The sequence below is a fragment of the Campylobacter pinnipediorum subsp. caledonicus genome, from assembly GCF_002022005.1.
Classification (GTDB): Bacteria; Campylobacterota; Campylobacteria; order Campylobacterales; family Campylobacteraceae; genus Campylobacter_A; species Campylobacter_A caledonicus.
The window spans coordinates 1,382,397-1,408,342 of the sequence record NZ_CP017258.1; the positions used below are offsets into that span (position 1 = coordinate 1,382,397).

The following is a 25,946-nucleotide window of genomic DNA, read 5'->3' on the forward strand; positions in this document are numbered from 1 at the left end:
ATTATTTAAGCTCCACTTTAGCACCAGCTTCTTCAAGCTCTTTTTTAGCTGCTTCAGCTTCATCTTTACTAACACCTTCTTTAAGAACAGATGGAGTTGCTTCAACTGCATCTTTAGCTTCTTTAAGACCAAGACCTGTAAGAGCTCTAACAACCTTAATAACGTTGATTTTCTTATCGCCAGAGTCAAGAAGAACAATATTAAATTCTGTCTTCTCTTCAGCTGCTTCACCAGCAGCACCAGCAGCACCAGCAACCATAACAGGTGCAGCGCTAACGCCAAATTTTTCTTCAAATTCTTTAACTAATTCACTAAGTTCTAAAACTGAAAGATTAGATATAAACTCTAATACATCTTCTTTAGTAATTGCCATTATTTTTCTCCTAATTTTTTATACTGCTTGTTCTTTTTTTTCTTTAAGCGCATTTAATCCAATTGTGAAATTTTGAATTGGCGCATTCCAAACTTGCAAAAGCATTGCAATAAGTTCATCACGGCTAGGCATTTTAGACAATGCTCTAACTTTATTTGCATCTGCAACTTCACCGTCTATATGTGCTAATTTGATTTTAAAAAGATCACTATTGTTTTCTTCAAATTTAGCAACAACTTTTGTAACAGATAACTGATCTTCGCCCCAAACATATATGTTTGTATCTTTAAGCTCAAGACCATCTTTATTAACATTATTTAATGCTATATTAGCAAGTGTATTTTTTACAACTTGAACTTTAACACCCTGCTCTCTAGCAGAATTTCTTAATACTTCAAGTTTTTTTACATTTAAACCACGATAATCACAAACAACTATGGCTTGTGCTTCTTTAAATTCGTTTTCTAAACCTAATATAACTTCAGATTTTTTGCTACGTGTCACTTCTTCTCCTTTCCGACCAGCGATTTCAGTAGAGAGGGTCGAACAATTAAGCTTTTAAGCCTCTACTTTCTCTAATCTAAGATAAAAAATTGAATTATTTTATTTTAAATCTATAACTTCTTGAGTATCAAGAGTAACAGATGGACTCATTGTCAATGACAATTTAGCATTTTTAACATATCTACCTTTAGCAGCAGATGGCTTATGTTTATTAATAGCTTTAATAAATGCTGTTGCATTATCAAGTATTTGCTCTTTAGTAAAGCTAACTTTGCCTATACCAGCATGTATATTTCCCTGCTTATCAACACGGAAATTTACCTGTCCGCCTTTTGCATTATTAATAGCTTGTGCAACATCCATAGTAACTGTGCCTGTTTTAGGATTAGGCATTAAACCTTTTGGTCCTAATAATCTACCAACTTTTCCAACAAGACCCATTAGATTTGGTGTAGCAATAAGAACATCAAAATTAATAACACCTTTTTGAATATCTTCTATCAAATCATCAGAACCTACTATATCTGCACCTGCATTTTTAGCCTCATCTGCTTTAGCATCTTTAGCTATAACAGCAACACGAACAGTTTTTCCTGTTCCGGCTGGTAAAATAACAGAACCTCTAACCATTTGATCAGCATGTCTTGGATCAACATTTAATTTTAATGCAATCTCTACTGTTTCATCAAATTTAGCAGAAGCTAAATTTTTAACAGTTTCAACACCTTCAACTAAACTATATGTTTTAGTATTGTCAACTTTTTTTAATAATTCTTCAAATCTTTTAGTAGTTTTTCCCATAAAATATCTCCGCATTTTAAAGTGCTTCCGCCTACTGAAAATCAACCCGGCGGTTTAGGCTTTTATCAATCTATAACTTCAACACCCATAGAACGAGCTGAACCAGCTATAATTTTAGCAGCTTGCTCTCTATCTTTTGTATTTAAGTCAGCTATTTTCTTCTCAACGATATCAAGAACTTGAGCTTTAGTTATCTTTGCAACTTTATTTTTTAAAGGATTATCTGTTCCTTTTGTAATACCAGCAGCTTTTTTAATAAGATCCGTTGCTGGTGGTTGCTTTGTAATAAATGTAAAACTTTTATCAGCATAAACTGTAATAACAACTGGTATATTAAAACCAACCATATCTTTAGTCTTCTCATTAAAAGCTTTACAAAACTCCATTATATTAACACCTCTTTGTCCAAGAGCTGGACCTACAGGTGGGCTAGGATTTGCTTTAGTAGCAGCAATCTGTAATTTTATTTCGCCTATAACTTTTTTAGCCATAAACCTTCTCCTTAAATTATCTTCTCAACTTGTGAATATAAAATATCAACCGGTGTGCTTCTTCCAAATATAGAAACATTTAAACGAAGTTTCCCATGTATCATATCATACTCTTCAACAACACCTATAAAATTTGCAAAAGGGCCTTCAGTTATACGAACATTTTCCCCTTCTTCAAAATAAATTTTTGGTTTAGGAGCTGCTCTTTTTTCAACTTTTTCTAAAATCGTATTTATATCTTTTTCTGTTAAAGGTGTTGGTTTTTTTGATTCACCTATGAATCTTCCAACCTTAGGTAAAGACTGAATCTTATGCCACAAAGATGTATTTAAATCTAAATGAGCAAAAGCATATCCAGGATAAAGAGTTCTCTCGTTTATCTTTTGCTTTCCATTTTTAATTTCTATAACATCCTCAGTAGGAACTATAACTTCCTTAAGCTGATCTTCTATACCATGCTCTTTAACTAAATTTTCTATACCTCTTTTTACAGCCATTTCACTTCCAGCATATGTCTGAATAGCATACCATTTATGAGCCATTACAAACACTCCTATATCAAACTAGAAAGAGAAAAAGCCATTAAGGCATCGATTATTGCTAAAAAAAGTGATACCACAGTTACAACAATAAAAACAGTAATAAAAGCATTTCTAATTTGCTCTTTTGTTGGGAATATAACCTTCAAAATCTCAGCTTTAGAAAGCTTTATATAATTTATTATTTTTTCCATATTATACCTTAACTTATGGCAGGGCAAGAGGGATTCGAACCCCCAACCATTGGATTTGGAATCCAGCGCTCTACCGTTGGAGCTATTGCCCTAACAGAATTATATTAACTCTTTAGCTTAACTTCTTTATGAACAGTATGCTTTTTAAGTCTCGGACAATATTTTTTTAATTCTAACTTCTCTGTCATAGTCTTACTATTTTTAGTTGTGCTGTAGTTTATATCTCCACTTTCAACACATTTTAAACCTACTTTAATTCTCATAAAAAATCCTTAAAAAATTATGAGTGAAATAAAATATTCCACTCATATATAATATTATTATGCTAGTATTTTTGAAACAACACCAGAACCAACAGTTCTACCACCCTCACGAATAGCAAAACGTGTTCCCTCTTCAAGTGCGATCGGAGCTATAAGTTCAACACTAATTTTTAAGTTATCGCCAGGCATAACCATTTCAGTTCCTTCAGGAAGTGTAATAGAACCTGTAACGTCTGTTGTTCTTACATAAAATTGAGGTCTATAGTTGTTAAAGAATGGAGTGTGTCTTCCGCCTTCTTCTTTAGTTAGGATATAAACTTCGCCTTCGAATTTTGTATGAGGAGTTATAGATTTTGGCTTACATAAAACCATACCACGCTCAACATCTTCTTTTTTTGTTCCTCTTAATAATACACCAACGTTATCGCCAGCTTCACCTTGATCCATCTCTTTTCTAAACATCTCAACACCTGTAACAGTTGTTGTTTGAGTGTCTCTAATACCAACGATTTCAATAGTGTCACCAACTTTAACAACACCTTTTTCTATTCTACCTGTAACAACTGTACCACGACCAGAAATAGAGAATACGTCCTCTATAGGCATAAGTAGATCTTTATCTGTATCACGAACTGGATTTGGAATATAACTATCAACTGCAGCCATTAATTCCATAACTTTAGCTGACCATTCTCCCTCGGTGCCATTTTTTGCTTCTTCTAAAGCTTTTAAAGCAGAACCTGAAACTATTGGAGTATCATCACCAGGGAAACTATATTCATTTAGAAGTTCACGGATTTCCATTTCAACTAATTCAAGAAGTTCAGCATCATCAACCATATCAGCTTTATTCATAAATACAACTATATATGGAACACCAACTTGGCGTGAAAGAAGAATGTGCTCTCTAGTTTGTGGCATAGGGCCATCAGCTGCAGAAACAACCAAAATAGCGCCATCCATTTGAGCAGCACCAGTAATCATATTTTTAACGTAGTCAGCGTGACCTGGACAGTCAACGTGAGCATAGTGACGATTTTCTGTTTCATACTCAATGTGAGAAGTAGCGATAGTTATACCACGCTCTTTTTCTTCTGGAGCGTTATCTATATTATCATAATCCTTAAGCTCAGCAAGACCTTTTCTTGAAAGAACAGCAGAAATAGCAGCTGTCAAAGTAGTTTTACCATGGTCAACGTGACCTATAGTACCAATATTTACATGTGGCTTGTTACGTGAAAATTTTTCTTTAGCCATCTTGTCCTCCATTATAATTATGTGACTTTTAAAACTAATAATTTGTATATTTTAAACCATATCGTATAAACCGTGGAGCTCATAGCGGGACTTGAACCCGCGACCTCTTCCTTACCAAGGAAGTGCTCTACCTCTGAGCCATATGAGCGTTAAAACTCTTGGCAGAGACGACATAAAAAAATACAAATTAAACCAAAAAACTTATATAGGATAAAACTGAATTGCAGATAAAAAATACCTTACAGCTCCCAGTTAATATCCAAGTTTATCTTTGGAGCGGGAAACGGGACTCGAACCCGCGACCCTCAGCTTGGAAGGCTGATGCTCTAGCCAACTGAGCTACTCCCGCAAATAGCATGGTGGTGAGACGTGGATTCGAACCACGGAAGACATAGTCAGCAGATTTACAGTCTGCCCTCGTTGGCCGCTTGAGTATCTCACCCTATTAAAATTATGCTTTGTATTCTGGTCAAACACTGTTATTTTCTATTAAAAATAAATGGAGCTGGTGAACGGAATCGAACCGCCGACCTACTGCTTACAAGGCAGTAGCTCTACCATCTGAGCTACACCAGCTTGTTTTGAAAAGTGAATTATAGCTCAAAAAAAAATAAATGTCAAGAGTTATTTTATTTTTTTATTTAAAATAATATATTTTTTAACCGTATTTTAAATCTTAGAACCCTATAATACAACAAATTTAATAAAAACATGTGAGGAAATAATGAAATTTTTACCATGGATTATAATAATAATACTTGCTTATATAGTATATTACCTAAGTACAAAATATGAAAGAAAAATAAAAATGCTTGAAAAATTAATAGACCAAAATAAAAACAACATAGCAGAAAATAAAGATTTAATAGAAAAAAATAGACTACTAATAGAAAAAAATAAACATAGTATAGAAACAAATAAACAAAATATTACTAAAATAGATATAGATATAGAGGATTAATTCTTCCAGAATTTTTCTTTGGTTTGTTTTTGTAATAGTTGCTCGTAGCTTTTTATTCTAATATTGATTGGCTCTAGTTGTTTGCCATGATTTTTAAATTTAAAATATTTTCCATTCATCAAACAATACATTGGTTTTAGATCGTATCTTTTAGAAATTGGTAAAATTCTAAAGCTAAGATTATCAAGAATAACTGGCTCTTCTCCATCTTTTTTCCACAAAGCCAAAACCATATGATAACCACCTATCATTTTTTCCTCAACAACCAGAAGACAACTACTATTTTTAACACCAAGATCTTTAAGACTATCTTGTTTACTTATAGCATACTCTTCACAATCGCCACCACCAATTCTTAAAAACTCACTCCTTGTACTCCAAGTATCAATGTTTTTATTATAAAAATCATCATAACGTGGCATTATTGTATTTATATAAGAATTTACAAGCTCTAATTTTCTATCAAAAGTTTCATTTTTTGTTTTATTCATAAACTGAGCATAATGATTTAAAATATTTTTGCAAAGAGTATTAGAACCACAAAGTGACAAAATTTTATCACTTAATTCATAAGAGTTAGCATAGATAAAAGTAAAAAATAAAAATAGGAACTTAATCATTTTTTTTTCATTAACAAGACAAGGCCAATACGATCTTTTACACCCATTTTATTATAAATAGATGTAACATGAGCTTTTACAGTTCTTAATGTTATATCTGTCTTTTCCGATATTTCTTTATTGCTTAGCCCCTGTTGAACAAACTCGGCTATTTGAATTTCTCTATCTGTAAGTTCTTTTAATAAATGAGTATTTACTATGTGAACATCATTTATATTATCAACGATTTCACCTATCATTTGTTGTATAAATTCAGGATACAACCAAACTTTTTTATCACTTATGGTTTCCACAGCATCTACAAAATGTACTTCTTTCATATGTGAGTTTGCATATCCCTTAATACCATAAGATAAAAGAGTCTTGCCTTTATTGAATTTTGGCTCATTTGAAAGAGCAATAATTTTTATATCTTGATTGTTTTCAATTATATTTTTAATAAAATCATTAGAATTATCCAATGAATCCAAATCAATACAAAATATAGCATCTTTATTAAGTTTTATTTGCTTTGCAAATTCATTAATATTAGTCAAAATCACAGTATCTTGCGAAATATTATAACTCATCCATAAATTATAAAGCGAATTGCTTTTTGTAAATAAAACAACTTTCATACTATAATCTCCCTATATTTTTTATTTGATTGTCATAAACCAAATCCCCATTAATATATAAAAACACACTTTTATCACAAGGATTTAAAAATTTATATTTTATAGTATAAAGAAATTCTTTTACACTAAAAAAATCATTGTCAACATTAACGTTGATATCTATGCTTTTATCTGTTATAGAATACCTATAAGGTGATTTTAGATTTAAACTTTTCATATCAAATTCAAGTTTATCGTGATTTTCATCATAACCTTTTAAAATCAACTTAAGCAAATAAACTCTATCTTTAAAATCATCAAGTTTAACTTCATCTCTAAACAAAAAAATTTCAACGTATCTATCTAAAAATTCAGAAATTTCTTTTTCACAATCTTTAAAAACTAATTTTTCTATATCAGAATTTATTATATCACAAACATTATTGCTCTTTAATATTAATAAATTATAATCATTATTAGCAATCAAGCTATAATCATTAAAATTTTTATCATAATAAGCAATATTATTCATAATACACCATCTATCTCTCTGTTAAAGCATTGTTTTTTGCTTTTAAAATAGGTTTTAACAAATAATCTAAGATCGTTTTCTTGCCAGTAATAATATCGGCACTCACAATCATACCTACTTTAATTTTAAGTTGTTTTTTCTCATTACCCAAATAATTTTTATCAGTCTCGACCCTTACAAGATAGTAACTATCTCCGGTTTTCTCATTTGTCTCGGTATCGGCACTTATTTGGGTAACTTTACCTTTTAATCCACCATAAATACTAAAATCATAAGCTGTAAACTTAACAACTGTATCAAGCCCTTGTCTCAAAAATGCAACATCAGCCGGTTTAACCTTAATCTCAGCAACAAGCTTATCTTCAACAGGAACTATCTCAGCTATGTTTTCTCCAGGTTTTATAACTCCAGAAACAGTATGAATCATAAGCTTACTAACAATACCGTTAACAGGAGACCTAACAAATGTTCGATCAACCCTATCGCTTAAATTTATTTGAGATTCATTCAAGCGTGCCATTTCTGCCGAAACTTCATTTAATTCTTTCTTCGCATTGTTTTTAAAAGCTAGTTTTGACTCTTCTATTTTGTTCTCAACTTCATTGATTGTTGATTGGACCCTAGATATAGATAGTTTTGCTAAATCAAGCTCCCCTTTTAAATCATTAAGTCTTCTTCTAAACTGTAAATACTCAACCTCACTAACAAGACCTTTTTTAAACAAAGGCTCCATTATGTCTTTTTCTTTAACAGACAAAGAATAACTTCTCTCTGTTTGTTCTATCTTATTTCTTAACTCTCTTAATTCACTTTGACGCTGAATTAGTTGTTCTGTAAGTATCATTAGTTGTTCATTAAGTTGTGCCTTATTAGAATTATATAAACTTACTTCATAAAATATAGCCTTGCTATTATTAACATCTCTAACTGAATCGAATTTAAATTCTTTGTCATTAGCTTCGGCATCAAGCCTTAGAAATTTAGCCTGCAGCTCTTTAAACCTTATTTGTGATTCACCATAACTACTTGAAAAATTTTTGTTATTAATCTTTAAAATAACCTGATCTTTTTTTACTTCATCGCCCTCTTTTACTAAAATTTCTTGAACAATACCACCTTCTAGATTTTGTATTGATTGATTTTTGCCTGAAGGAATGATTTTTCCTGTGCCTCTTGTTATCTCATCTATTTCCGCTTGAGATGACCAAAAAACTAACCAAAAAATAGTAAAAAATATAATATAAAGCAAATTTCTTGAATTTGAAGGTGCTTTAGCCAAAACAGCCTCTGAAAGACTTGACATGAATCTTATATCATGTGCATCATAATTTTTATTTTTAACATTACAATTGATTCTTTTTGCGGTATTATAAATTTCATTTCCAACATCATTTTGAATTTCTATATTTTTATTCAAATTATCTTTAGTAGAATTAATCATTTGATTATTATCTGTATTCATTATTTATTTCCCGCTTAATTTTTTTAAAATCTCATCTCTATTACCATCAAGTAATACTTTGCCATTATCAAGAACTATAATTCTATCTACCAAATCAAGTAAAGACATTCTGTGAGTAACTAAAACCATCGTTTTATTTGCTAAGTTTATTTTTAAATTTTGTTTTAGTTTGTTTTCAACGGTGCTATCTAAGGAATTTGTAGGCTCATCGAGCAAAATTATAGGACTATCAAGCAAAAATGCTCTTGCTAGCGCTATACTTTGTCTTTGGCCTCCACTTATACCATCTCCACGCTCAAGAACTGGCATATCAAAACCCAAAGGATGCATGTTAACATATTCATCAACGCCACTTATTTTTGCAGCTCTAATAATTTGCATATCATCAGCATAAGGTGCTTTTTGAACTATATTTTCCCTAACCGTTCCTTTAAATAACAAAACATCTTGTGGAACATATGCTATATTTCTTCTTAAGTCAGCTGGATCGATTTGATTTATATCGATTCCATCTATAAGCACAGAACCATCTGTCGGTGCATATAAGCCAAGCATAAGCTTTTGTATAGTTGTTTTTCCAGAGCCATTTCTTCCAATTATTGCAACTTTTTCTCCAACTTGTATTGTAAAATTAACTCTATCCAAAGAACCTTTTACTGTTTCAGGATATGCAAAGCTAACATTTTTAAATTCTATTTTACCTTGAAAAGTATTTCTTCTAACAAATTTTTTACCTTCTGGTCTTTCAACTGGCATATTCATGATATTATCTATACCTTTATATGCTGTTTTTGTTTGTTCAAAATTAGCCACAAGCGCAGCTACTTGCCCCATTGGAGCAATAGCACGCCCAGAGAGAATAACAGTTGCTATCAAACCACCCATAGTAAGGTTAGTATCTTTAATCATATAAACACCCATAACAACGATCGCAATTGTGTTAAGATGTACCAAGAAAGCAGTTATTGTAGTTATAGATGTTGTTATCATCTTTGATTTTATGCTTCTGCTAGATATTTCACCAGTAGCCTCTTCCCAATTCCACTGAACATGACCACTTGCACCAAGTGTTTTTATCGTTTCAAGTCCATTTAGACTTTCTATTAATATACCATTTTTTGCAGCAGACGCCTCAAATGTGCTTTTTATTGCATTTTGCAAAGGATTTTTAATTGAAAATGTGTATATAAGTATAATAAACATAGTTGCAATAGGTGCAAAAACCAAATAGCTACCTATAAAATAAATAGTAAGCAAAAATATTATAGAAAATGGTAAATCAACAATAGCAGCCAAAGATGCCGAAGAAAAGAAATTTCTTATAACATCAAATTCTTTAAGATTACTAGCAAAAGAGCCTACTGATTTTGGTCTATTTGTTAATTTTAAATCCATAACTCTTTCAAAAAGAATAGAGCTCATAATAATATCGCTTTTTTTACCAGCAATTTCAAGAAAATAAGACCTTATAAATTTTAAGAAAAAATCTATCAAATACACAACTAAAACACCAATAGCCAAAACCCATAATGTTTCAACAGCATTATTAGGAACAACCCTATCATAAACATTCATTGTAAAAAGAGGACTAGCAAGAACAAATAAATTTATAATAAAAGTAGCTATAATAACATCAAAATATATTTTTTTTGATTTTTTAAGTGTTCCCCAAAACCAATGCTCTTTAGTATTTTCAAGCAAATGTGAAGAACTAGACTCATCTGGAGAAAATTCTTTTTTTAGATAATAAGCATAGCCAAGGTATTCATTCTTTAATTTTTCTAATTCTATAGTGCTAACACCATTTGCTATATCTGGAACTATAATATTTGCTGTAGTTTTATCTGAGTTTATACTCTGAAGTATGCAAGCTCTTTTACCTCTTAGCATTAATATACAAGGTAAAACAAGAGGGGATATGTCTTCAAGTTGTTTTTTTACAAGAGTAGAAGCAAACCCTGCCCTCATAGCAGCTCTTGAAAAAAGTGATTTTGAACCACTTAATGAAAACAGCTCAACCTCTTCTCCATCTTCAACAGGAAGACCTATGGTTAGGGCATCTGCACTATAAGGATTGTTATGAAGCTTTGTAAAAATGACAAGACATTCTAATAATTCATCTTTTTTTACTGTATTTAACATTTTTTATCCAATATTTTTTGTGTTATCAATATAATTTCCTTGCATGCTTTTTATACCAAGTTCAATCAATTTATTTTTTTGTTCTTCATTTTCTACACCTATAGCTATTATATCAATTCCTTTTGAACTTGTTATAGTATCTAGTGATTTTTTGGTATATTCACCCTCTTTATCACCAAAGAAATCTATAATATTTACCGATCTAATTTTAACATAATCAGGGCTCAAGTCTTTTAGTTTTTCTATGCTCCTAGGGTTTATGTCAAAATGATCTAAACCAAAGCCAAACCTATATTCTCTTAAAATAGAAGCGAGTTTTAATACTCTAGATATAGATATATCATCCTTATTTGGAATTTCTATATATATTTTAGTTTTTGAACTAAGCCTAATATTTTTAAACAAATTTGTTAATTTATCAAAATTTTCATCAGAGCTTACTACTTCTTTGCCCAGGTTAATTGCAATAGCATTTTCATTAAAAATATTCTCTGATATCATATTTTTTACTTTTTCTATTACGTAAAAATCAAGTAACGCGCTCAAACCAAGCTCGTTCACCATAGGCATAAAATAAGAAGCCATCTGCCATTTATTATTTTTATCAACCAATCTTAAATATAACTCCATATGTTCTAAATCACCATCTAAATTTAAAACATTTTGAGAAGCAAATTTAAACATATCATCTCTCATTGAGTTCATTATAAGAGTTCTATACTCTTCTTTACCTAGCACTAATGTATGTTTTTTGTTTTCAAAAATTTTATAATTAAAGCTTCCGTTTGCTTTAGATTCTGCCAATGTAAAATCTGCTGATGTTAAAATTTGCTTTAAACTACTCTCTGGACCATAATCAACAATAGCCATATTTACACCAAAAATATTATCATTCACCCCAAAACATGATATAGAACTCTTGACATCTTTTATGCTATTATCAATAAAATTTAAAATTTTATTTGAAGATAATCCGGCAAACAAAACCATAAAATCACTATCTGATATTTTAGAAACAAAAGATGTTTTATCTATATCTTGTGAATTTTTATTAAAACTTTGTGAAATTTCTTTTAAAAAGCTCTGCAACCTTTCAAAGCCTAAATTATTTTTAAGATTTATTAAATTGTTGCAACTAATCAACACAATGCAACCTCTAGAATACTCCTCACTAGAAAGATATTCAGAAAACTTTGTTTGAAAATATCTTCTATTATAAAGCCCTGTTGCAGAATCCATATAGAGCAATTCTTGATATTTATTTAAAGTCTGGGCTTCTTTTTCAAATATATTTTTTACCTTATCAACCATTGAGTTCATAGCTAAGACCATATGTTTTAAATCTGTAGTAAAAGGTATTTCATCTTGTATAATAAATTTATTTCCAAGAATAGCTTCTGCTTGGGTTTGAGCCCTTGTAAGAGGTCTAAATATAAACTTTAATCCAACATAAACAAATAAAATCATAGTAATAAAAATTAAAGAAAGAGCAATAAATATGCTTTTGATACTATTATACAATTCATAATAAGCCATTCCTATACTACTTTGAACATAAAGTGTACCAAACTGACTCCAACCTGACATGATTTCACTTTTTGCAACAGGAGAATTAAATTTTATATTTTTAGCAAACCAATCAGGAATTCCAGCAAGCGAAAGCTTTTGGTTATTTTCGACTAAAACATTTCCATCAACATCAACTAATTTAATCATTTGATAATATCCACTATCAAAAATAGAATTAATCATAGTTTCAACCAATGTAGTATCTCCGGCTTCAATTGATGGTTTAATAGACAATCCCAAAGAAGTTGCTGTATGACTAGCGTTAGTACCCAACTGGTCATCTATATAATTATTTAAACTATTGAAATTTATAAAACCTACTGCTAAAAATATAATAAACCCAAAAGCAATAATAGCAACCATAATTTGTTTAAAAAGTGTCATAAACCCTCTTTCTTTATTCTATCAACCAAATCAACCCATTTAGGATTTTGTTTTTTATTCCCTCCTGGAACAACCTGCCCTAGACCTTCTTGCTTGGCTAAATATAAAGAATCTCCATTAAAACTATATACTGGAATTAAATCTTTTCTTTGTGTAGCAATTTTAATATTTCCATTAATATTATCTAAAATAAGTGGTATTGATTTTGGTGTTTCGTAGTATGATAAAACCATGTGAGCTTGATTATATTTAATAGCTTTTACATAAGTGAAATAAAGTTTATTTGTATCAATACCAAGCTGTTTTAAAGTAAAATATTTGGCTATAACATAATCTTCACAATCGCCAGCGCCTTTACCTACAAACTCCATTCTAGTAGCCCAATAATCTTTTTTATTCCAAACCTTCAAGTCATCTTGCCATCTAAATGAATTAAAAAAATTATTAACTCGGACTAATTTTTCACTTTCACTTGCATTGGCAATTGAACTCATTAAGCTATTTAAAGCAACAGCTCTTCTTCTTGCACTTTCTCCATAACGTATCTCAATATTTTTAATAGCTGATGATTTTATAAAATCATCAGCTAAAACAAAAAAAATATAACAAAATAAAAATATAAAAGGTAAATTAAAAAAAATTTTACCTTTATTTTTGATCATTTAAGGAAATTACCTCAAATCATTCTCAATACTGCATGCACCTTGTATATATTTTTTAGCAAATCCTGGTTCAAAACTATCAGTTATAAGACCCATATTGTCTAATAATCTATATTTAGCATACAATAAAGCTGTTTCGTTATCTATAGTCTCTTTTAAAGCGCTATTATACTCATTTTCAGCATCTAGCAAATTAATTAAATCTCTACGACCTATTTTAAATTCATCCTGATATGAATCGAGAGTTAATTTAGCATACTCAACATGCTCGTTTAAATAAGCCATTTTCTTTTGTTCTAATACATAATTTTGCCAAGAAAATTTCAAACTTTCTTGCAAATCTCTAGTAAGGGCATCTAAAGCTTGCTGCTCTTGTGATACAAGTAGCTGACTCTTTTCTTTATCTAATTTATCTATGCCTTTATTATAAATATTATATTTAAATCTGAGCAATGCATCAAATGTTGCATCTTCATAATTATCATATAAAACATTACTATGATCATATTTTCCAGAAACTTCTAAATCAAGCTTTGGTTTAAAAGGCGCTTCTTTTTCTTTTACAACAGATTCAGACATTGCTATATTTGATTTTTGAACTAATATAGAAGGATTGCACAGCATAGCTCTATCATAAACATCTTTTTCTGAACTAGGTAATATTATTTGAAATTCTGGAAATGTTAATTTTTCAACTTCAACTTTATGTCCATATAGTTTTTCAAATGTTGTAACGGCATCTATATAATTATTTTGAGCTGAGATTAAATTAGACTGAGCCAAAGTATATCTAGAACCAGCTTGTCTCTCTTCTGATGCAACACCAAAACCAGCCTGAGCCCTTTCTCTTATTTGGTTGTAAATTTCTTCATGACTTTTTACGCTTTGCTCTTCGATATCAAGTATCTTTTTAGTTTTTATAAGTTCCAAATAAGCATTAACAACCTGCAAAGATAATCTATCCGCAGTTTGAGAAATACTATATGCAGCAGAATCAAGCCTTGCATTTTGAGAATTTATTCTATTTTTATCAGCACCACCATTATAGATATTTTCTGTTAATGTCAATGTTGAACCACTTACCCTTCCATCACCTTTTCTTGTAGAAGAACCATCATCTAGACGTTTTGATTCATAGCCAACATGGGACGAAAGATCAAGAGTGGGATAATAAGCATTTTTTGCTATTTTCAAATCTTTTCCAACTTGTAAATAACTAAACTCCGAAGCTTTAATATTAGGATTTTCATTTAAAACAGTTTTTACAACGCTATCTAAGGATAATGTTTTTTTATTTATGAAGTTAGATTGTTCATCTGCTTTATCAATTGGCATATCGTTTACTACCGGTTGAGATAAATATTCATCTATTAATGGCTTGTGTTGACTAGTTTGAACATCTTTGATATTTTCACTAACAATTTTATAGTCACTTTCTTTTTTTATTTTTATAAAGGAATCTTCATGTCCAGAAACTTGTCTTATTTTAGACAAAAGTTTATCGGCTTCGACTTTAGAAATTGGTTTTGTATCAACAAATAAAACTTTTTGCTTATTGCCAGACACATAACTGTCAAATTTATATAAATCACCAGCACCTTTTACTCTTTCTTGTAATTCATTGATAACACTGCTTATAGCTTCATCACTTCTATTTTTATCATAAGTACCAACAAAAATTCTATAGGCTAAATCTTCAGCATTTAAACAAGAAATACCAAGAGCCACAAAAACACTAACAGAGACAACTTTTTTCATATTATTTAACATCCTTTTCTGCGAATTAATAAAAATTCAGCTAATTATAATTATACTTTAATTATGATTAAAAATCAATATAAAAAAATATTTTAATCTATATTTAATTATTGTATTTTTATTTACAAAATATTAGGCCAAGCCTGATTGTATTTTAAATAAAAGATTTTTACTTTAAGTTTTATCTTGCAAGTTGGTCAAGAATATTTTAAAATTAACTTTTATTTAATTCTGTTATGATTTTACTATACAATTATAATTCCGTAAAAGTCATTTATATGCCTTTAATTATAGTTATATAGTTTTTGAAAAGCGTCTTAAATTTTCAGGAAGCTTCTTTAAGTACTCATCAAAACACATAGCTATATTTCTAATTATCATACTGCCAGTCTGATTTACAATTATTTTCTTATCTTTTATCTCAAAAAAGTCTTTTAAATAATCAAGCTCTTGCAATTCATCATTAAAATGATCAAAAAAGTCTATACTAAACTCATCTTCTATTGATTTTATATCAAGCATAAAATTGCTCATTAGGCTCATTATTACAGCTTTTCTAAGGAGATCTTCATCACTTAGATAAATACCTTTTGAATAAGGAAGCCTATCATTGTCAATAGCTTGTTCGTACAAATCCAAATCTTTATGATTTTGAGAATAATGGCGTTTGCATTCAGATATACTAGTAACGCCTATACCTATAAGATCAGATCCGCCCTTTGTCGTATATCCTTGGAAATTTCTATGCAAACTACCATTTTTTAAAGCCTTAAACAACTCATCATTTGGCTTTGCAAAGTGATCCATTCCTATCATGCTATAGCCATTACTTGTAAAAAATTCTATCGTATGTTTTAAAATTTCAAGTTTTGTTTTCGGATTTGGCAATGTCGCCTCATCAAATTTTCTCATAGTCTTCTTAATCCAAGGAACATGAGCATAATTAAACACAGCAAGCCTATCAGGGTTTAATATAAGTGCCTTTTGTAAGGTATCTTTAAAACTATCTAAACTCTGATAAGGAAGGCCGTAAATAAGATCCATATTAATTGAGTTTATGCCATATCTTCTAGCTAATTCTACTGCATTTTTAGTAACTTCAAATGGCTGAATTCTATGAATTTCTTTTTGGACATCATCATTAAAATCTTGAACACCATAGCTAATTCTATTAAATCCGTGAGATGTTAAAACTTTTATCTGATCTTCATTTAAAAATCTAGGATCGATCTCACAGCTTATCTCGGCATCATCTGTGAAATTTGTAAATTTAGACTTAATTATATTTATAATTCTATCTAGTTGCTCTGCGCTATAAAAAGTTGGAGTTCCTCCACCAAAATGAAGCTGTAAAACAGGTATTTTGGTATCAAGATATCTGCTTAGGATTTCTATCTCTTTTTGCAAATATCCTATATAACGCTCTTTTTTATCTTCTTTGCTGGTATAAATGACATTACAGCCACAAAAATAACAGGCACTTCTACAAAATGGAAGATGAAAATAAAGAGATAATGGTCTTGACTTATCTTTGCTTTGTAGTTGTTTTAAATAATCTTCATAGCTAAACTTATCGCTAAACTCGGGTGCCGTCGGATAACTTGTATATCTAGGACCAGGTCTTGAATGCTTTACATAAGCGTCAAAATCAATCATTACTTGCCTCTTTTTTAATTTTCATAATCTCTTTCATGTCTACAAATAAATTTGGATATTGTTTTTTAATAGTTCTTAAAAGTTTATCAAGATCCACACTAAATCCATTTTTGTTTTCATTTTTTGCTATTTTTTTAATCTCATCCATAGCAACAACCCAAACATCACTAAAATCAATAGGGATATTTTGCCATATTGTCTTTTCAAGTTTTAGATCAAAATTTTCTTTTTGTGTTTTTCTATAAGCTTGTATCAAATCAGAAAGAGATTTTACAGACACCATTGTATGTAAATTTTGATTTTCATCTATACCAAACCAAGGTTCTATGCCATCCCAAGAGCCACTTTTTAAGCTCAAAGCTCTCTCGTTTGGATTTTCAGTTGGAGTTATTTCAAATATAGTTCTTTCTTCTTCTTCCAATCCAAGAGAGTTACTTATCTCATCTATTTTTTCATAAGCACTTTTCTTTTCATTCATAATCTAATTCCTTAATTATAACTTTATCTATATTTATCAAGCCAAACCATTATAGCTTTTTGTATATGCAATCTATTTTCAGCTTCATCAAAAATTTCATCACTGTGTTTCTCAAAAACGCTCTCACTAACCTCATACTCCTTATAAGCAGGAAGACAATGTAAAAACATAGCATTTTTAGAAGCTAATTTCATCATATCATCATTAACAGTAAAGCCTTTAAAATCACGAATTCTTTGAGCTTTTTGCTCTTCTTGACCCATAGATATCCAAGTATCAGTGGTTACAACATCGGCATTTTCAATAGCTTTTTTTATATCATTTGTTATGATTATTTTTGCACATGATTTTTCTGAATTTTTAAGAGCTTTTGACAATACCTCATTATTTACTTCATAGCCAACAGGCGTAGCTACCCTTAGTTCAAATCCAATTTTTGAAGCTAGCATAAGCCAAGAATGAGCTATATTATTTCCATCGCCAATATAAGCGACACTTCCTAAATGGTCTCTTTCAACCATAGTAAGGTAATCAGCTAAAATTTGACAAGGATGATAGATATCACTTAATCCATTAATAACAGGTATTGATGAAAACTTAGCAAACTCATCTAATGTATCGTGAGAATTTACCCTAAGCATAGCCATATCACACATTCTACTAATAACCCTTGATGTATCTTTTATGCTCTCTCCACGACCTATTTGAATATCTTTTTTTGATAAAAAAAGCGCATAACCGCCAAGCTCAAACATCCCAACCTCAAAACTAACCCTTGTTCTAGTAGAGCTTTTTTCAAATATCATAGCAAGTTTTTGATTTTTCAGATAAGACTTAAAATTTTTCTCTTTACTCTCTTTTTTGATACTAATAGCAAGCTGTATTATCTCATTTATATCATCTTTGCTAAAATCATCCAAGGTCAAGAAATGTCTCATTTTGCACTCTTTAATGCCAAAGCAACCTCTTTTGCGTGATATGTTATTATCAAATCAGCTCCAGCCCTTTTAAACCCTATCAATGTTTCAAACATAACTCTATCATAGTCAACAACGCCAGCTTTTGCAGCAGCTTTTAACATAGCATATTCGCCACTAACATTATAAGCACAGATTGGAAGCCTAGTAGCATCTCTTAGTTCTCTTATTATGTCAAGGTAAGCAAGTGCTGGTTTTACCATAAGTATATCAGCGCCTTGTTTTTCATCTTCTAAGCTCTCATTTATAGCCTCAAGTCTATTAGCACTATCCATCTGATAACTTCTTCTATCACCAAAGCTAGGTGTTGATTCAGCTACATCACGAAAAGGTCCATAATAAGCGGATGCAAATTTTGTAGAATAAGCCATGATAGGAAGATTTTCATAACCATTGCTATCAAGAGAGCTTCTTAAAGTTTGTATTATTCCATCCATCATGCCACTTGGAGCTATCATATCCGCACCATTTCTAGCGTGAATCAAAGCCTGTTTTGCTGAAATTTCAAGAGTAGCATCATTATCAACCGTTTGATAAACATGATCTAATATACCGCAATGTCCATGGTCTGTATATTCACAAAAACAAAGATCAGTTATAACAAATAATTTTGGAAACTTGCTTTTTATAGCACGAAGTGTTTTTGCAATAATTCCATCATCACTCAAAGCGTCACTTCCTATACTATCTTTTATCTCAGGTATACCAAATAAAATAATTGACTTTATGCCTAGATTTATTATCTCTTCACACTCTTTTAAAATTTCATCTTGACTAAGTTGAAAAACGCCCGGCATAGAAGATATCTCTTTTTTTATATTTGTTCCAGGAACCACAAAAAGCGGATATATTAAGTCATTAGAACTAAGTGTTGTCTCTTTAACCATCTCTCGTAAATTTTCATTTATCCTAAGTCTTCTAAAACGCTTAAACATAATTTTGCCTTTTATTTGATAAAATGTTTGATAAAAGTTTATCATAGTTGGAGTAAATTTAAAATGAAAATAGAAATTTCTGATGTTGCAAATTTGCCTTCTAGGTTTGGAAAGTATAAGTTAAAAGCATTTAAAGAAAACGAAAAAGAACATCTAGCAATATATAAAGAACCTTTAAAAGAAATAGTAAATGTAAGGATACATTCTGAATGTCTAACAGGAGATGCAATAGGAAGCTTAAAGTGCGACTGTAGAGATCAACTTGAAGCTAGTTTAAGTTTCATAGAAAAAAATAGCGGCATGGTTATTTACCTAAGACAAGAAGGAAGAAACATAGGGCTTTTAAACAAAATCAACGCTTATGCTTTACAAGATAAAGGGTTTGACACAATACAGGCAAATCATCAGCTTGGTTTTAAAGCAGATGAAAGAACCTACGAAATAGTTGATTTTATACTAGAACATTTTGGCATCAAAAAGATAAATTTACTAACAAACAATCCAGAAAAACTCAAAGGGCTTAAAAAAGTTGAGATAGTTTCAAGAATTCCTGTTGTAATAAAATCAAACAAATTTAATGAATCTTATCTAAAAATCAAGCAAGAACAAATGGGACATATGCTTAAAGATGAGTAATTTTGAAGAAAATGTGGCTAAATTTGGTGAAATTTTAAAACAATTTAATAAAATTCATAGCCTTACAAATTATAAAGATATAAAAAACCAAGTTATGGATAGTATAGCGCCACTTGAGTTTTTAGATATAAATCCAAAAATAGCCATAGATATAGGATCTGGAGCTGGTTTCCCAGCTATATTTTTAGCCATGAAAATACAAGAATGCGAGTGGCATCTGTTTGAGCCAAATTTAAAAAAATCATCTTTTCTTAGCTATGCAAAGATAAATCTTGGATTAAAAAACATAACAGTTCATAGCAAAAAAATTCAAGAAGGTGAAAAATTTAAAGCTGATTTGATAACTTCAAGAGCGTTAATGAAAACAAAAGATTTGATAAAAATTTGTGATGGTTTTTATGATGAAAATACAAAATTTATGCTATATAAGGGTTCTAGTGTTGTAGATGAATTAGATGGACTTAAAGCAAAAATTTATAATAATAAAAATAGAAATTATATAATAATGAGCGTAAAATGATAGCTAAATTTTTAACACTTGCGACAATACTTTTTATTCTTTATGTTTTGTTTTTTAAAAAGAAAAAACAAGCGCCAAAGGAAGAAAAAGAGATAGAAAATTTTGTTCAATGTTCAAAATGTGGAACTTTTGTAACAACAAAAAGTGCGATTTTAAGCAGTGGACAATACATATGTAAAGACTGTATAAAAGGCAAATAAATGAAAATCATAGGTCATCCATTAATAAAAAGCAAGGATATATTTTTTGTAGACAAGATAGATGAAAATCTTAAAGAAAAGAGTATTATTTTTAGGTACAATCAAGAACTTATAAAAAAGGCCACAGAGCTTGGTTTGGAATTTAGCATAGAGTGTTTTAATGCACAACAAGCACTTATTGCAAACGCTGTAAATGCCGAGCTTATAATATGCGATGAAAATACGGCATTGAAATTTAGCAAACTTGCTGAGTTTTATATGTTTGATAGCAAAATTGCTTGTGTTATACAAGATGAAAACGAACTTGAAAAACTAGCAAAATTAAAGGTTGATGTGGCTATTTTTAGAGAAGCGATAAAAAATGGAAATTTTTAAAACAACTATTTTAATGCTATCTTTGATGGTGGTTTTTATATTTACCGGTGGCTTAATTGGCGGAAAAGAGGGAATGTTTATAGCATTTTTAATAGCTCTTGGTTCCAATTTTTTCTCATATTTTTTTAGCGATAAGCTAGTTTTAAAAAGATACAATGCAATAAAAGTGGATGAACACAATGCACAAGGATTATTTAAAATAGTAAAAAATCTTTGTAAAAAGGCAAATATCCAAATGCCGGCAATATACATAATCCCTGAAAAATCACCAAATGCTTTTGCAACAGGGAGAAACCCCAAACATGCAGCAGTTGCTGTAACAGAAGGACTTTTAGACTTGCTAAATGAAGAAGAAATAGAGGGTGTAATCGCACACGAATTAAGCCACATAAAGCATTATGATATATTAACAGGAAGCATAGTAGCTGTAATGGCGGGCGCTATAGCCATGACTGCTAATTTTGCTAAGTTTGGAGCAATAACAAACAATTCAAAAAATTCAAATAAGTTTTTGATAATAGTATTTGCGATAATAATGCCAATTGTAGCAAGTATAATTCAAATGGCAATATCAAGAGAAAGAGAATACAAAGCAGATAAAGGCGCAGCACTTATAACCAAAAAACCACAACACCTAGCAAGTGCTTTAATGAAACTTGAAAATTATGCCAATAGCTACCGAATGAAAAATGCATCAGAACAAAGCGCGCATATGTTTATAATAAATCCATTTAGTGGTATAAGTGGTAGGTTATCGCAGCTATTTCGCACACATCCTAACACAAATGACAGAATACAAGCTTTAAGAAAACTGCAAGAGGAGATAAATTAATAATATATAACAATTTTACATTTATTTGAATATTTTTGCATCAAACAAACTTATATAATTTTATCAATCAAATAAAACAGCCATAAGGAGAATACATGAAGCAAAAACACTATGAAGTAGTTATTGTGGGAGGCGGTATTAGTGGATGTGCATTATTTTATTCACTTGCAAATTTTACAGACATAAAAAGTGCTGCTATTATAGAAAAATACGAAGACATTGCCACGTTAAACACAAAAGGAAATTGTAATTCTCAGACTATTCATTGTGGAGATATAGAGACTAATTACTCAAAAGAAAAAGCATCAAATGTCGCTAAAGTAGCAAAAATGACTGTAAATTATGCTCTAAAATACAATTACAATGAAAAATTTATGTTTTCTCATCAAAAAATGGTTCTTGGAGTTGGAGAAAAAGAGGTAAATCTAATAAAATCAAGATATGAAGATTTTAAAGAAATTTATCCAAATTTACAGCTTTTTGACAAAGAAAAATTAAAACAGATAGAGCCGAATGTTGTTTTTGATTCAGCACTAAATGAAAGAAAAGAAGAGATCATAGCTATGGGTGTTGAAAAAGGTGAATACACTACGATGGATTATGGAGCTATGAGCGATTCGCTTGTAAAAAATGCAAAAAACATAGGTGGAGAACAATATAAACTTTATCTAAATTCAGAAGTAAAAGATATAAAAAAAATAGGCGATACTTTTTATATAAAAACAAACAACAATCTGTCTATAACAGCTGATTTTGTGGTGGTTAATGCGGGAACATACTCCCTTTATCTAGCGCATAAAATGGGATATGGTTTACATTTAAGCACTCTTCCGATAGCTGGAAGTTTTTACTTTGCAAAAAGAAAAATTTTAAACGGAAAAGTCTATATGGTTCAAAATCACAAACTTCCATTTGCTGCACTTCATGCAGACCCTGATATACTAGCTGGAGAAAAGACAAGATTTGGGCCCACAGCATTTGTAATACCAAAATTAGAAAGATACAAAAACCTAGATAGCTTTTTTGATTTTTTTGAATCTTTAAAGCTAGATAAAAAAGTTATAGATATATTTTGGAATTTATTAAAAGATAAAGACATAAGAGATTATACTTTGAGAAATTTATTATTTGAATTGCCACTGTTAAACAAACAAGTATTTACAAAAAATGCAAGAAAAATAGTACCTAGCCTTAAAGATGATGAGCTTTATTATGCTAAAGAATTTGGTGGAGTGAGGCCTCAGGTTATTGACAAACAAAGTAAAAGACTTGAGTTTGGACAAGGAAAAATAAATACTGATGATGGGATAGTATTTAATATGACTCCAAGTCCTGGCGCTACAAGCTGTTTTGAAACAGCAAGGGTTGATATAGAAAAAATCTGTGAATTTTTAGGTAAGAATTTTGATACTTCAAAGTTCAATGATGAGCTATTATAATTAATTTTATCAATTAATAGTTTTATTATTTAGTTTATGATGTATTAAATATTTTGTGATATAATTTTAATAATTTATAAAGATATAAAGGAGACAAAAATGTCAAAGGTAATTGCTCAATTAAATCAAATACAAGCTGATACTCATGCTTTATATATAAAACTTCATGATTTGCATTGGAATGTAAAAGGAATTCAGTTTTATAGTATACATGAATATACAGAACAAGCTTATGAAGATATGCATGATATGTTTGATGATATTGCTGAAAGAGCTATAATGCTAGGCGGTAAAGCTATAGTAAAAGGTGATGAACTATTAAAGATGTCTCATATAACACATACTCCAAAAGATAGCTATGCTCCAACAGAAGTATTAGAATTAGTATTAGCTGATTATAAACACCTATTAGGTGAGTTTAAAAAATTAGATGAATTAGCTGAGGGTGATACTACAACTCAAGCTTATGCTCAAGAAAAGATAGCTAAATATGAAAAAAGCATTTGGATGCTTGAATCTAGTTTAAACAAATAATACAAACACAACAAAAAATAAAATAAAAGATAGAGAAAAACTCTCTATCTTTTAACTAATTATTCTCTTTATTTATAATATTTTAAGAAATTTAATCGTATATAGCACCAAATAATTCTATTTTAACTGTTTGTTTGGTTTTTTTTGATAAACTATATAATTAACAAAAAGAATTTTAAAGTAAAGTGTATATATGAACTTTGGAAAGATTGATTATTTAAATTTATTACCTTTTCATATATTTTTGAAAAAAAGCAACCTAAAAAGCTATGTTAAAAAAAGTATAGAACATAAAAAAGATGTTCCAAGCAAACTAAACAAAGCTCTTTTGAGATCAAAAATAGATGCTGCTATAATTTCAAGTATAGAAAGCAGAAGAACAAAATATAAAAAGCTTGACTTTGGAATAATAGCCAAAAACGATGTAAAAAGTGTCTTAGTAAGAAAAAACTCAAAACCAAAACTAGATAGCGCAAGTGATAGCTCAAACATGCTAGCAAGAGTTTTAAATATAAAAGGCGAGGTTATCATAGGAGATAGAGCATTAAAAGCTTTTTTAAATGAAGGCAAAGATAACTTTTTTGATTTAGGAAAAACATGGAGACAAAAAACAAACTTACCATTTGTTTTTGGTAGATTTTGTTATGTAAAAAATGCAAGTATATACAAAAAACTTGTGTCGTCTTTTTGCAAACAAAATGTAAAAATTCCTACTTATATACTTAAAAAGTATTCATTATCAAGACAAATACCAGAAAAAGATATAAGATGGTATTTAAAATTTATAACATATAAAATGGGTAAAAAAGAGAATAAGGCTTTAAAAATTTTTATAAATAGAGCAAGAGAATTAAACTTTAATCCAAATTTTAAATAAAGGAGATACATGGCAAAAGATGCAAATGGAACAGAACTAAATGCTGGAGATAGTGTAACACTAATCAAAGACTTAAAGGTAAAAGGTGCTGGTTCAACGATAAAAAGAGGAACACTTGTTAAAAATATAAAACTAACAAACAAAGACAATGAAATAGAATGTAGAATTGATAAAATGGGAGTTATTGTTTTAAAAACCGAATTCCTAAAAAAAGCTTAATAACTTAAAAAAATGACATTTTGTAAATTTGTCATTTTTTTGCACCATTATCTATCTTTGAAATTTTAAGAATTTCCCAGCAAAATCATATCTAAATGTAAGCAAATTTTCCAACATCCCAAAAAGAACCATAAAAGTCACAAAACTAGTTCCCCCATAACTAAAAAATGGCAAAGGAACACCAACAACCGGTGCAAAACCTATAGTCATAGATATATTTACACCAACATATATAAAAATCATAACAGCAATACCAGTAGTCATAACTTGCGTAAAATGATCATTTTTAAGCATATAATTTAAACTCAAAAGATGAGCTATCAAAGCTCCATAAAAACCAAGTAATCCAAGAGCTCCATAAAAACCAAATCTCTCAATAGTATATGCAAATATAAAATCACTTGTAGCTATAGGTAAAAACTTAAAATGTGTTTGAGTTGCCTCATCTTTTGGCTTACCTTTTAGCCCACCACTACCTATAGCTATAATACTTTGTCTAACGTGATAGCTAGGCTTTTCAGAGATAAAATCCAAAATTCTCTTTTTTTGATAATCGTGTAAATTTTCATACAAAACAGGAGCCAAACAGGCTATCGCAACAAAAATTGTTATCCAAATTCTCTTATTTACGCCTATTACAAACAAAACAGCGTAACCGACTAGCAAAAGTATAAGAGCAGTACCCAAATCAGGTTCTTTGGCTATTAAAACAAATGGCAAAAGTATATAAAAACTAAGCCTTAAAAACTCTTTTAAATTATACCCTTCTTCATCAGGTGGTCGCTTTTTAATAAGATAAGCAAGCATAAGCAAAAGTGCTGGCTTCATCATCTCAGAAGGTTGAAGTGTAAAATGCACAAAAGGAATATCAAGCCACCTTTGAGCACCAAGTTTACTAATACCAAAAAACTCAACACTAACTAGTAAAACGATATTAAACCAATAAACAGTCGGAATTATCCATTGAAGTCTTCTTATGGGCATTAAAAAAAATAGACAAAAAAGCATAAATCCGGCACTAAAATATACAATTTGTTTTCCAGCCAAAGTTGTATTTACCTCAGATACTAAAATATATGATAAAATAATTATCGGTATAATCAAAAATAACTGAAAAAAATCAAAATGTGTTAAAATACGTCTATCAAGTCTTATCAAGC

Annotated in this window: 31 protein-coding genes and 5 tRNA genes; 10 read left to right on the forward strand and 26 right to left on the reverse strand. The window is 30.0% G+C overall.

The genetic code is table 11. From position 1 onward, the window contains the following. Position 1: 1 nt before the first annotated feature. The 13 genes from rplL to CPIN18021_RS07100 form a co-directional block, all read right to left on the reverse strand. Positions 2-373 (reverse strand): 50S ribosomal protein L7/L12, encoded by a 372-nt coding sequence (gene rplL / locus CPIN18021_RS07040; RefSeq protein WP_069636338.1) that lies wholly within the window; start codon positions 371-373, stop codon positions 2-4. 18 nt (positions 374-391) lie between these two features. Beyond that, positions 392-877: a 50S ribosomal protein L10 gene (gene rplJ, locus CPIN18021_RS07045; RefSeq protein WP_078397758.1), complete on the reverse strand. Its 486-nt coding sequence runs from the start codon at positions 875-877 to the stop codon at positions 392-394. Between the two features lie 99 nt (positions 878-976). Beyond that, complete coding sequence (gene rplA, locus CPIN18021_RS07050) at positions 977-1,678, reverse strand: 50S ribosomal protein L1 (protein ID WP_078397759.1); 702 nt, start codon at positions 1,676-1,678, stop codon at positions 977-979. Positions 1,679-1,743: 65 nt separating this feature from the next. Beyond that, positions 1,744-2,169, reverse strand: coding sequence for a 50S ribosomal protein L11 (gene rplK, locus CPIN18021_RS07055; protein ID WP_069632250.1), 426 nt, complete (start codon positions 2,167-2,169; stop codon positions 1,744-1,746). A gap of 11 nt (positions 2,170-2,180) precedes the next feature. Further along, positions 2,181-2,711 carry a transcription termination/antitermination protein NusG gene (gene nusG, locus CPIN18021_RS07060; protein ID WP_069632249.1) on the reverse strand — a complete coding sequence of 177 codons (531 nt, stop codon included), beginning with the start codon at positions 2,709-2,711 and terminating at the stop codon, positions 2,181-2,183. Positions 2,712-2,722: 11 nt separating this feature from the next. Then, complete coding sequence (gene secE, locus CPIN18021_RS07065) at positions 2,723-2,902, reverse strand: preprotein translocase subunit SecE (protein WP_069632248.1); 180 nt, start codon at positions 2,900-2,902, stop codon at positions 2,723-2,725. Between the two features lie 16 nt (positions 2,903-2,918). Then, positions 2,919-2,994, reverse strand: a tRNA-Trp gene (locus CPIN18021_RS07070). A gap of 12 nt (positions 2,995-3,006) precedes the next feature. After that, a complete protein-coding gene (gene rpmG / locus CPIN18021_RS07075; protein ID WP_069632247.1) occupies positions 3,007-3,165 on the reverse strand; it encodes a 50S ribosomal protein L33 in 159 nt (52 codons plus the stop codon). A gap of 57 nt (positions 3,166-3,222) precedes the next feature. Further along, a complete protein-coding gene (gene tuf, locus CPIN18021_RS07080) occupies positions 3,223-4,422 on the reverse strand; it encodes an elongation factor Tu (RefSeq protein ID WP_078423731.1) in 1,200 nt (399 codons plus the stop codon). Between the two features lie 73 nt (positions 4,423-4,495). After that, positions 4,496-4,570, reverse strand: a tRNA-Thr gene (locus CPIN18021_RS07085). 124 nt (positions 4,571-4,694) lie between these two features. Beyond that, positions 4,695-4,771 (reverse strand) — tRNA-Gly (locus CPIN18021_RS07090). 8 nt (positions 4,772-4,779) lie between these two features. Beyond that, a tRNA-Tyr gene (locus CPIN18021_RS07095) sits at positions 4,780-4,864 on the reverse strand. 58 nt (positions 4,865-4,922) lie between these two features. After that, a tRNA-Thr gene (locus CPIN18021_RS07100) sits at positions 4,923-4,998 on the reverse strand. Between the two features lie 148 nt (positions 4,999-5,146). Between CPIN18021_RS07100 and CPIN18021_RS07105 the strand changes: the two genes are divergently transcribed. Beyond that, positions 5,147-5,383 (forward strand): flagellar biosynthesis protein, encoded by a 237-nt coding sequence (locus CPIN18021_RS07105; RefSeq protein WP_078423732.1) that lies wholly within the window; start codon positions 5,147-5,149, stop codon positions 5,381-5,383. Here CPIN18021_RS07105 and CPIN18021_RS07110 read toward each other — a convergent pair. The 12 genes from CPIN18021_RS07110 to hemB all read right to left on the reverse strand — a co-directional run bounded on the left by CPIN18021_RS07110 (position 5,380) and on the right by hemB (position 19,154). After that, positions 5,380-6,003 (reverse strand): transglutaminase-like cysteine peptidase, encoded by a 624-nt coding sequence (locus tag CPIN18021_RS07110; RefSeq protein ID WP_078424718.1) that lies wholly within the window; start codon positions 6,001-6,003, stop codon positions 5,380-5,382. The two genes, CPIN18021_RS07105 and CPIN18021_RS07110, sit on opposite strands and share 4 nt — an antisense overlap. Beyond that, positions 6,000-6,620 (reverse strand): helix-turn-helix transcriptional regulator, encoded by a 621-nt coding sequence (locus tag CPIN18021_RS07115; RefSeq protein WP_078424719.1) that lies wholly within the window; start codon positions 6,618-6,620, stop codon positions 6,000-6,002. The genes CPIN18021_RS07110 and CPIN18021_RS07115 overlap by 4 nt, the downstream gene beginning before the upstream one ends. 1 nt (position 6,621) lies before the next feature. Further along, entirely contained in the window at positions 6,622-7,131 is a 510-nt protein-coding gene (locus tag CPIN18021_RS07120; protein WP_078423735.1) for a DUF5416 family protein, read from the reverse strand. 10 nt (positions 7,132-7,141) lie between these two features. Beyond that, positions 7,142-8,434 carry an HlyD family type I secretion periplasmic adaptor subunit gene (locus tag CPIN18021_RS07125; RefSeq protein ID WP_372236852.1) on the reverse strand — a complete coding sequence of 431 codons (1,293 nt, stop codon included), beginning with the start codon at positions 8,432-8,434 and terminating at the stop codon, positions 7,142-7,144. A 162-nt stretch (positions 8,435-8,596) separates the two neighbouring features. After that, positions 8,597-10,735, reverse strand: coding sequence for a type I secretion system permease/ATPase (locus CPIN18021_RS07130; RefSeq protein ID WP_078424720.1), 2,139 nt, complete (start codon positions 10,733-10,735; stop codon positions 8,597-8,599). Positions 10,736-10,738: 3 nt separating this feature from the next. Next, positions 10,739-12,688 (reverse strand): bifunctional diguanylate cyclase/phosphodiesterase, encoded by a 1,950-nt coding sequence (locus CPIN18021_RS07135; protein WP_078423738.1) that lies wholly within the window; start codon positions 12,686-12,688, stop codon positions 10,739-10,741. Further along, the gene (locus tag CPIN18021_RS07140) at positions 12,685-13,350 is read right to left on the reverse strand and encodes a transglutaminase-like cysteine peptidase (RefSeq protein ID WP_078423739.1); all 666 of its coding nucleotides are present in this window, start codon (positions 13,348-13,350) and stop codon (positions 12,685-12,687) included. Before CPIN18021_RS07140 ends, CPIN18021_RS07135 begins: the two co-directional genes overlap by 4 nt. Before the next feature lie 9 nt (positions 13,351-13,359). After that, complete coding sequence (locus CPIN18021_RS07145; RefSeq protein WP_372236853.1) at positions 13,360-14,685, reverse strand: TolC family outer membrane protein; 1,326 nt, start codon at positions 14,683-14,685, stop codon at positions 13,360-13,362. A gap of 717 nt (positions 14,686-15,402) precedes the next feature. Continuing rightward, entirely contained in the window at positions 15,403-16,764 is a 1,362-nt protein-coding gene (gene hemN, locus CPIN18021_RS07150; RefSeq protein ID WP_078424722.1) for an oxygen-independent coproporphyrinogen III oxidase, read from the reverse strand. Continuing rightward, positions 16,757-17,242 carry a DUF2603 domain-containing protein gene (locus tag CPIN18021_RS07155; protein ID WP_069637653.1) on the reverse strand — a complete coding sequence of 162 codons (486 nt, stop codon included), beginning with the start codon at positions 17,240-17,242 and terminating at the stop codon, positions 16,757-16,759. The genes hemN and CPIN18021_RS07155 overlap by 8 nt, the downstream gene beginning before the upstream one ends. Before the next feature lie 23 nt (positions 17,243-17,265). Continuing rightward, entirely contained in the window at positions 17,266-18,180 is a 915-nt protein-coding gene (gene argF, locus CPIN18021_RS07160) for an ornithine carbamoyltransferase (protein WP_078423742.1), read from the reverse strand. Then, positions 18,177-19,154 carry a porphobilinogen synthase gene (gene hemB / locus CPIN18021_RS07165; protein WP_078423743.1) on the reverse strand — a complete coding sequence of 326 codons (978 nt, stop codon included), beginning with the start codon at positions 19,152-19,154 and terminating at the stop codon, positions 18,177-18,179. Before hemB ends, argF begins: the two co-directional genes overlap by 4 nt. A 63-nt stretch (positions 19,155-19,217) precedes the next feature. Here hemB and ribA point away from each other — a divergent pair, with 63 nt between their 5' ends. The 9 genes from ribA (at position 19,218) to CPIN18021_RS07210 (ending at position 24,786) form a co-directional block, all read left to right on the forward strand. Beyond that, complete coding sequence (ribA, locus tag CPIN18021_RS07170) at positions 19,218-19,790, forward strand: GTP cyclohydrolase II (RefSeq protein WP_078423744.1); 573 nt, start codon at positions 19,218-19,220, stop codon at positions 19,788-19,790. Further along, entirely contained in the window at positions 19,783-20,310 is a 528-nt protein-coding gene (gene rsmG, locus CPIN18021_RS07175) for a 16S rRNA (guanine(527)-N(7))-methyltransferase RsmG (RefSeq protein ID WP_078424723.1), read from the forward strand. Before ribA ends, rsmG begins: the two co-directional genes overlap by 8 nt. Next, positions 20,307-20,510 carry a PP0621 family protein gene (locus tag CPIN18021_RS07180; RefSeq protein ID WP_069637649.1) on the forward strand — a complete coding sequence of 68 codons (204 nt, stop codon included), beginning with the start codon at positions 20,307-20,309 and terminating at the stop codon, positions 20,508-20,510. The genes rsmG and CPIN18021_RS07180 overlap by 4 nt, the downstream gene beginning before the upstream one ends. Continuing rightward, positions 20,511-20,885, forward strand: coding sequence for a hypothetical protein (locus CPIN18021_RS07185; protein WP_078423746.1), 375 nt, complete (start codon positions 20,511-20,513; stop codon positions 20,883-20,885). It begins immediately after the preceding gene. Beyond that, a complete protein-coding gene (gene htpX, locus CPIN18021_RS07190) occupies positions 20,872-21,717 on the forward strand; it encodes a zinc metalloprotease HtpX (protein WP_078424724.1) in 846 nt (281 codons plus the stop codon). The genes CPIN18021_RS07185 and htpX overlap by 14 nt, the downstream gene beginning before the upstream one ends. Before the next feature lie 95 nt (positions 21,718-21,812). Beyond that, positions 21,813-23,156 carry an FAD-dependent oxidoreductase gene (locus CPIN18021_RS07195; protein WP_078423748.1) on the forward strand — a complete coding sequence of 448 codons (1,344 nt, stop codon included), beginning with the start codon at positions 21,813-21,815 and terminating at the stop codon, positions 23,154-23,156. A 99-nt stretch (positions 23,157-23,255) separates the two neighbouring features. After that, entirely contained in the window at positions 23,256-23,690 is a 435-nt protein-coding gene (locus CPIN18021_RS07200; protein ID WP_078423749.1) for a Dps family protein, read from the forward strand. Positions 23,691-23,883: 193 nt separating this feature from the next. Continuing rightward, complete coding sequence (locus tag CPIN18021_RS07205; protein WP_078423750.1) at positions 23,884-24,567, forward strand: MqnA/MqnD/SBP family protein; 684 nt, start codon at positions 23,884-23,886, stop codon at positions 24,565-24,567. A gap of 9 nt (positions 24,568-24,576) precedes the next feature. Then, entirely contained in the window at positions 24,577-24,786 is a 210-nt protein-coding gene (locus tag CPIN18021_RS07210) for an alkylphosphonate utilization protein (protein ID WP_069633163.1), read from the forward strand. A gap of 51 nt (positions 24,787-24,837) precedes the next feature. Here the strand turns inward: CPIN18021_RS07210 and CPIN18021_RS07215 are convergent, their stop codons facing one another. Beyond that, positions 24,838-25,944 carry an FtsW/RodA/SpoVE family cell cycle protein gene (locus CPIN18021_RS07215; protein ID WP_069633162.1) on the reverse strand — a complete coding sequence of 369 codons (1,107 nt, stop codon included), beginning with the start codon at positions 25,942-25,944 and terminating at the stop codon, positions 24,838-24,840. Positions 25,945-25,946: the final 2 nt, after the last annotated feature.

Bases quoted from the DNA above. Each gene is read 5' to 3' on its own strand.
- rplL (WP_069636338.1), bottom strand. From the start codon at position 373: ATGGCAATTACTAAAGAAGATGTATTAGAGTTTATATCTAATCTTTCA.
- rplA (WP_078397759.1), bottom strand. From the start codon at position 1,678: ATGGGAAAAACTACTAAAAGATTTGAAGAATTATTAAAAAAAGTTGAC.
- rplK (WP_069632250.1), bottom strand. From the start codon at position 2,169: ATGGCTAAAAAAGTTATAGGCGAAATAAAATTACAGATTGCTGCTACT.
- nusG (WP_069632249.1), bottom strand. From the start codon at position 2,711: ATGGCTCATAAATGGTATGCTATTCAGACATATGCTGGAAGTGAAATG.
- secE (WP_069632248.1), bottom strand. From the start codon at position 2,902: ATGGAAAAAATAATAAATTATATAAAGCTTTCTAAAGCTGAGATTTTG.
- rpmG (WP_069632247.1), bottom strand. From the start codon at position 3,165: ATGAGAATTAAAGTAGGTTTAAAATGTGTTGAAAGTGGAGATATAAAC.
- tuf (WP_078423731.1), bottom strand. From the start codon at position 4,422: ATGGCTAAAGAAAAATTTTCACGTAACAAGCCACATGTAAATATTGGT.
- CPIN18021_RS07105 (WP_078423732.1), top strand. From the start codon at position 5,147: ATGAAATTTTTACCATGGATTATAATAATAATACTTGCTTATATAGTA.
- CPIN18021_RS07110 (WP_078424718.1), bottom strand. From the start codon at position 6,003: ATGATTAAGTTCCTATTTTTATTTTTTACTTTTATCTATGCTAACTCT.
- CPIN18021_RS07115 (WP_078424719.1), bottom strand. From the start codon at position 6,620: ATGAAAGTTGTTTTATTTACAAAAAGCAATTCGCTTTATAATTTATGG.
- CPIN18021_RS07120 (WP_078423735.1), bottom strand. From the start codon at position 7,131: ATGAATAATATTGCTTATTATGATAAAAATTTTAATGATTATAGCTTG.
- CPIN18021_RS07125 (WP_372236852.1), bottom strand. From the start codon at position 8,434: ATGTCAAGTCTTTCAGAGGCTGTTTTGGCTAAAGCACCTTCAAATTCA.
- CPIN18021_RS07130 (WP_078424720.1), bottom strand. From the start codon at position 10,735: ATGTTAAATACAGTAAAAAAAGATGAATTATTAGAATGTCTTGTCATT.
- CPIN18021_RS07135 (WP_078423738.1), bottom strand. From the start codon at position 12,688: ATGACACTTTTTAAACAAATTATGGTTGCTATTATTGCTTTTGGGTTT.
- CPIN18021_RS07140 (WP_078423739.1), bottom strand. From the start codon at position 13,350: ATGATCAAAAATAAAGGTAAAATTTTTTTTAATTTACCTTTTATATTT.
- CPIN18021_RS07145 (WP_372236853.1), bottom strand. From the start codon at position 14,685: ATGCCAATTGATAAAGCAGATGAACAATCTAACTTCATAAATAAAAAA.
- hemN (WP_078424722.1), bottom strand. From the start codon at position 16,764: ATGATTGATTTTGACGCTTATGTAAAGCATTCAAGACCTGGTCCTAGA.
- CPIN18021_RS07155 (WP_069637653.1), bottom strand. From the start codon at position 17,242: ATGAATGAAAAGAAAAGTGCTTATGAAAAAATAGATGAGATAAGTAAC.
- argF (WP_078423742.1), bottom strand. From the start codon at position 18,180: ATGAGACATTTCTTGACCTTGGATGATTTTAGCAAAGATGATATAAAT.
- hemB (WP_078423743.1), bottom strand. From the start codon at position 19,154: ATGTTTAAGCGTTTTAGAAGACTTAGGATAAATGAAAATTTACGAGAG.
- ribA (WP_078423744.1), top strand. From the start codon at position 19,218: ATGAAAATAGAAATTTCTGATGTTGCAAATTTGCCTTCTAGGTTTGGA.
- rsmG (WP_078424723.1), top strand. From the start codon at position 19,783: ATGAGTAATTTTGAAGAAAATGTGGCTAAATTTGGTGAAATTTTAAAA.
- CPIN18021_RS07180 (WP_069637649.1), top strand. From the start codon at position 20,307: ATGATAGCTAAATTTTTAACACTTGCGACAATACTTTTTATTCTTTAT.
- CPIN18021_RS07185 (WP_078423746.1), top strand. From the start codon at position 20,511: ATGAAAATCATAGGTCATCCATTAATAAAAAGCAAGGATATATTTTTT.
- htpX (WP_078424724.1), top strand. From the start codon at position 20,872: ATGGAAATTTTTAAAACAACTATTTTAATGCTATCTTTGATGGTGGTT.
- CPIN18021_RS07195 (WP_078423748.1), top strand. From the start codon at position 21,813: ATGAAGCAAAAACACTATGAAGTAGTTATTGTGGGAGGCGGTATTAGT.
- CPIN18021_RS07200 (WP_078423749.1), top strand. From the start codon at position 23,256: ATGTCAAAGGTAATTGCTCAATTAAATCAAATACAAGCTGATACTCAT.
- CPIN18021_RS07205 (WP_078423750.1), top strand. From the start codon at position 23,884: ATGAACTTTGGAAAGATTGATTATTTAAATTTATTACCTTTTCATATA.
- CPIN18021_RS07210 (WP_069633163.1), top strand. From the start codon at position 24,577: ATGGCAAAAGATGCAAATGGAACAGAACTAAATGCTGGAGATAGTGTA.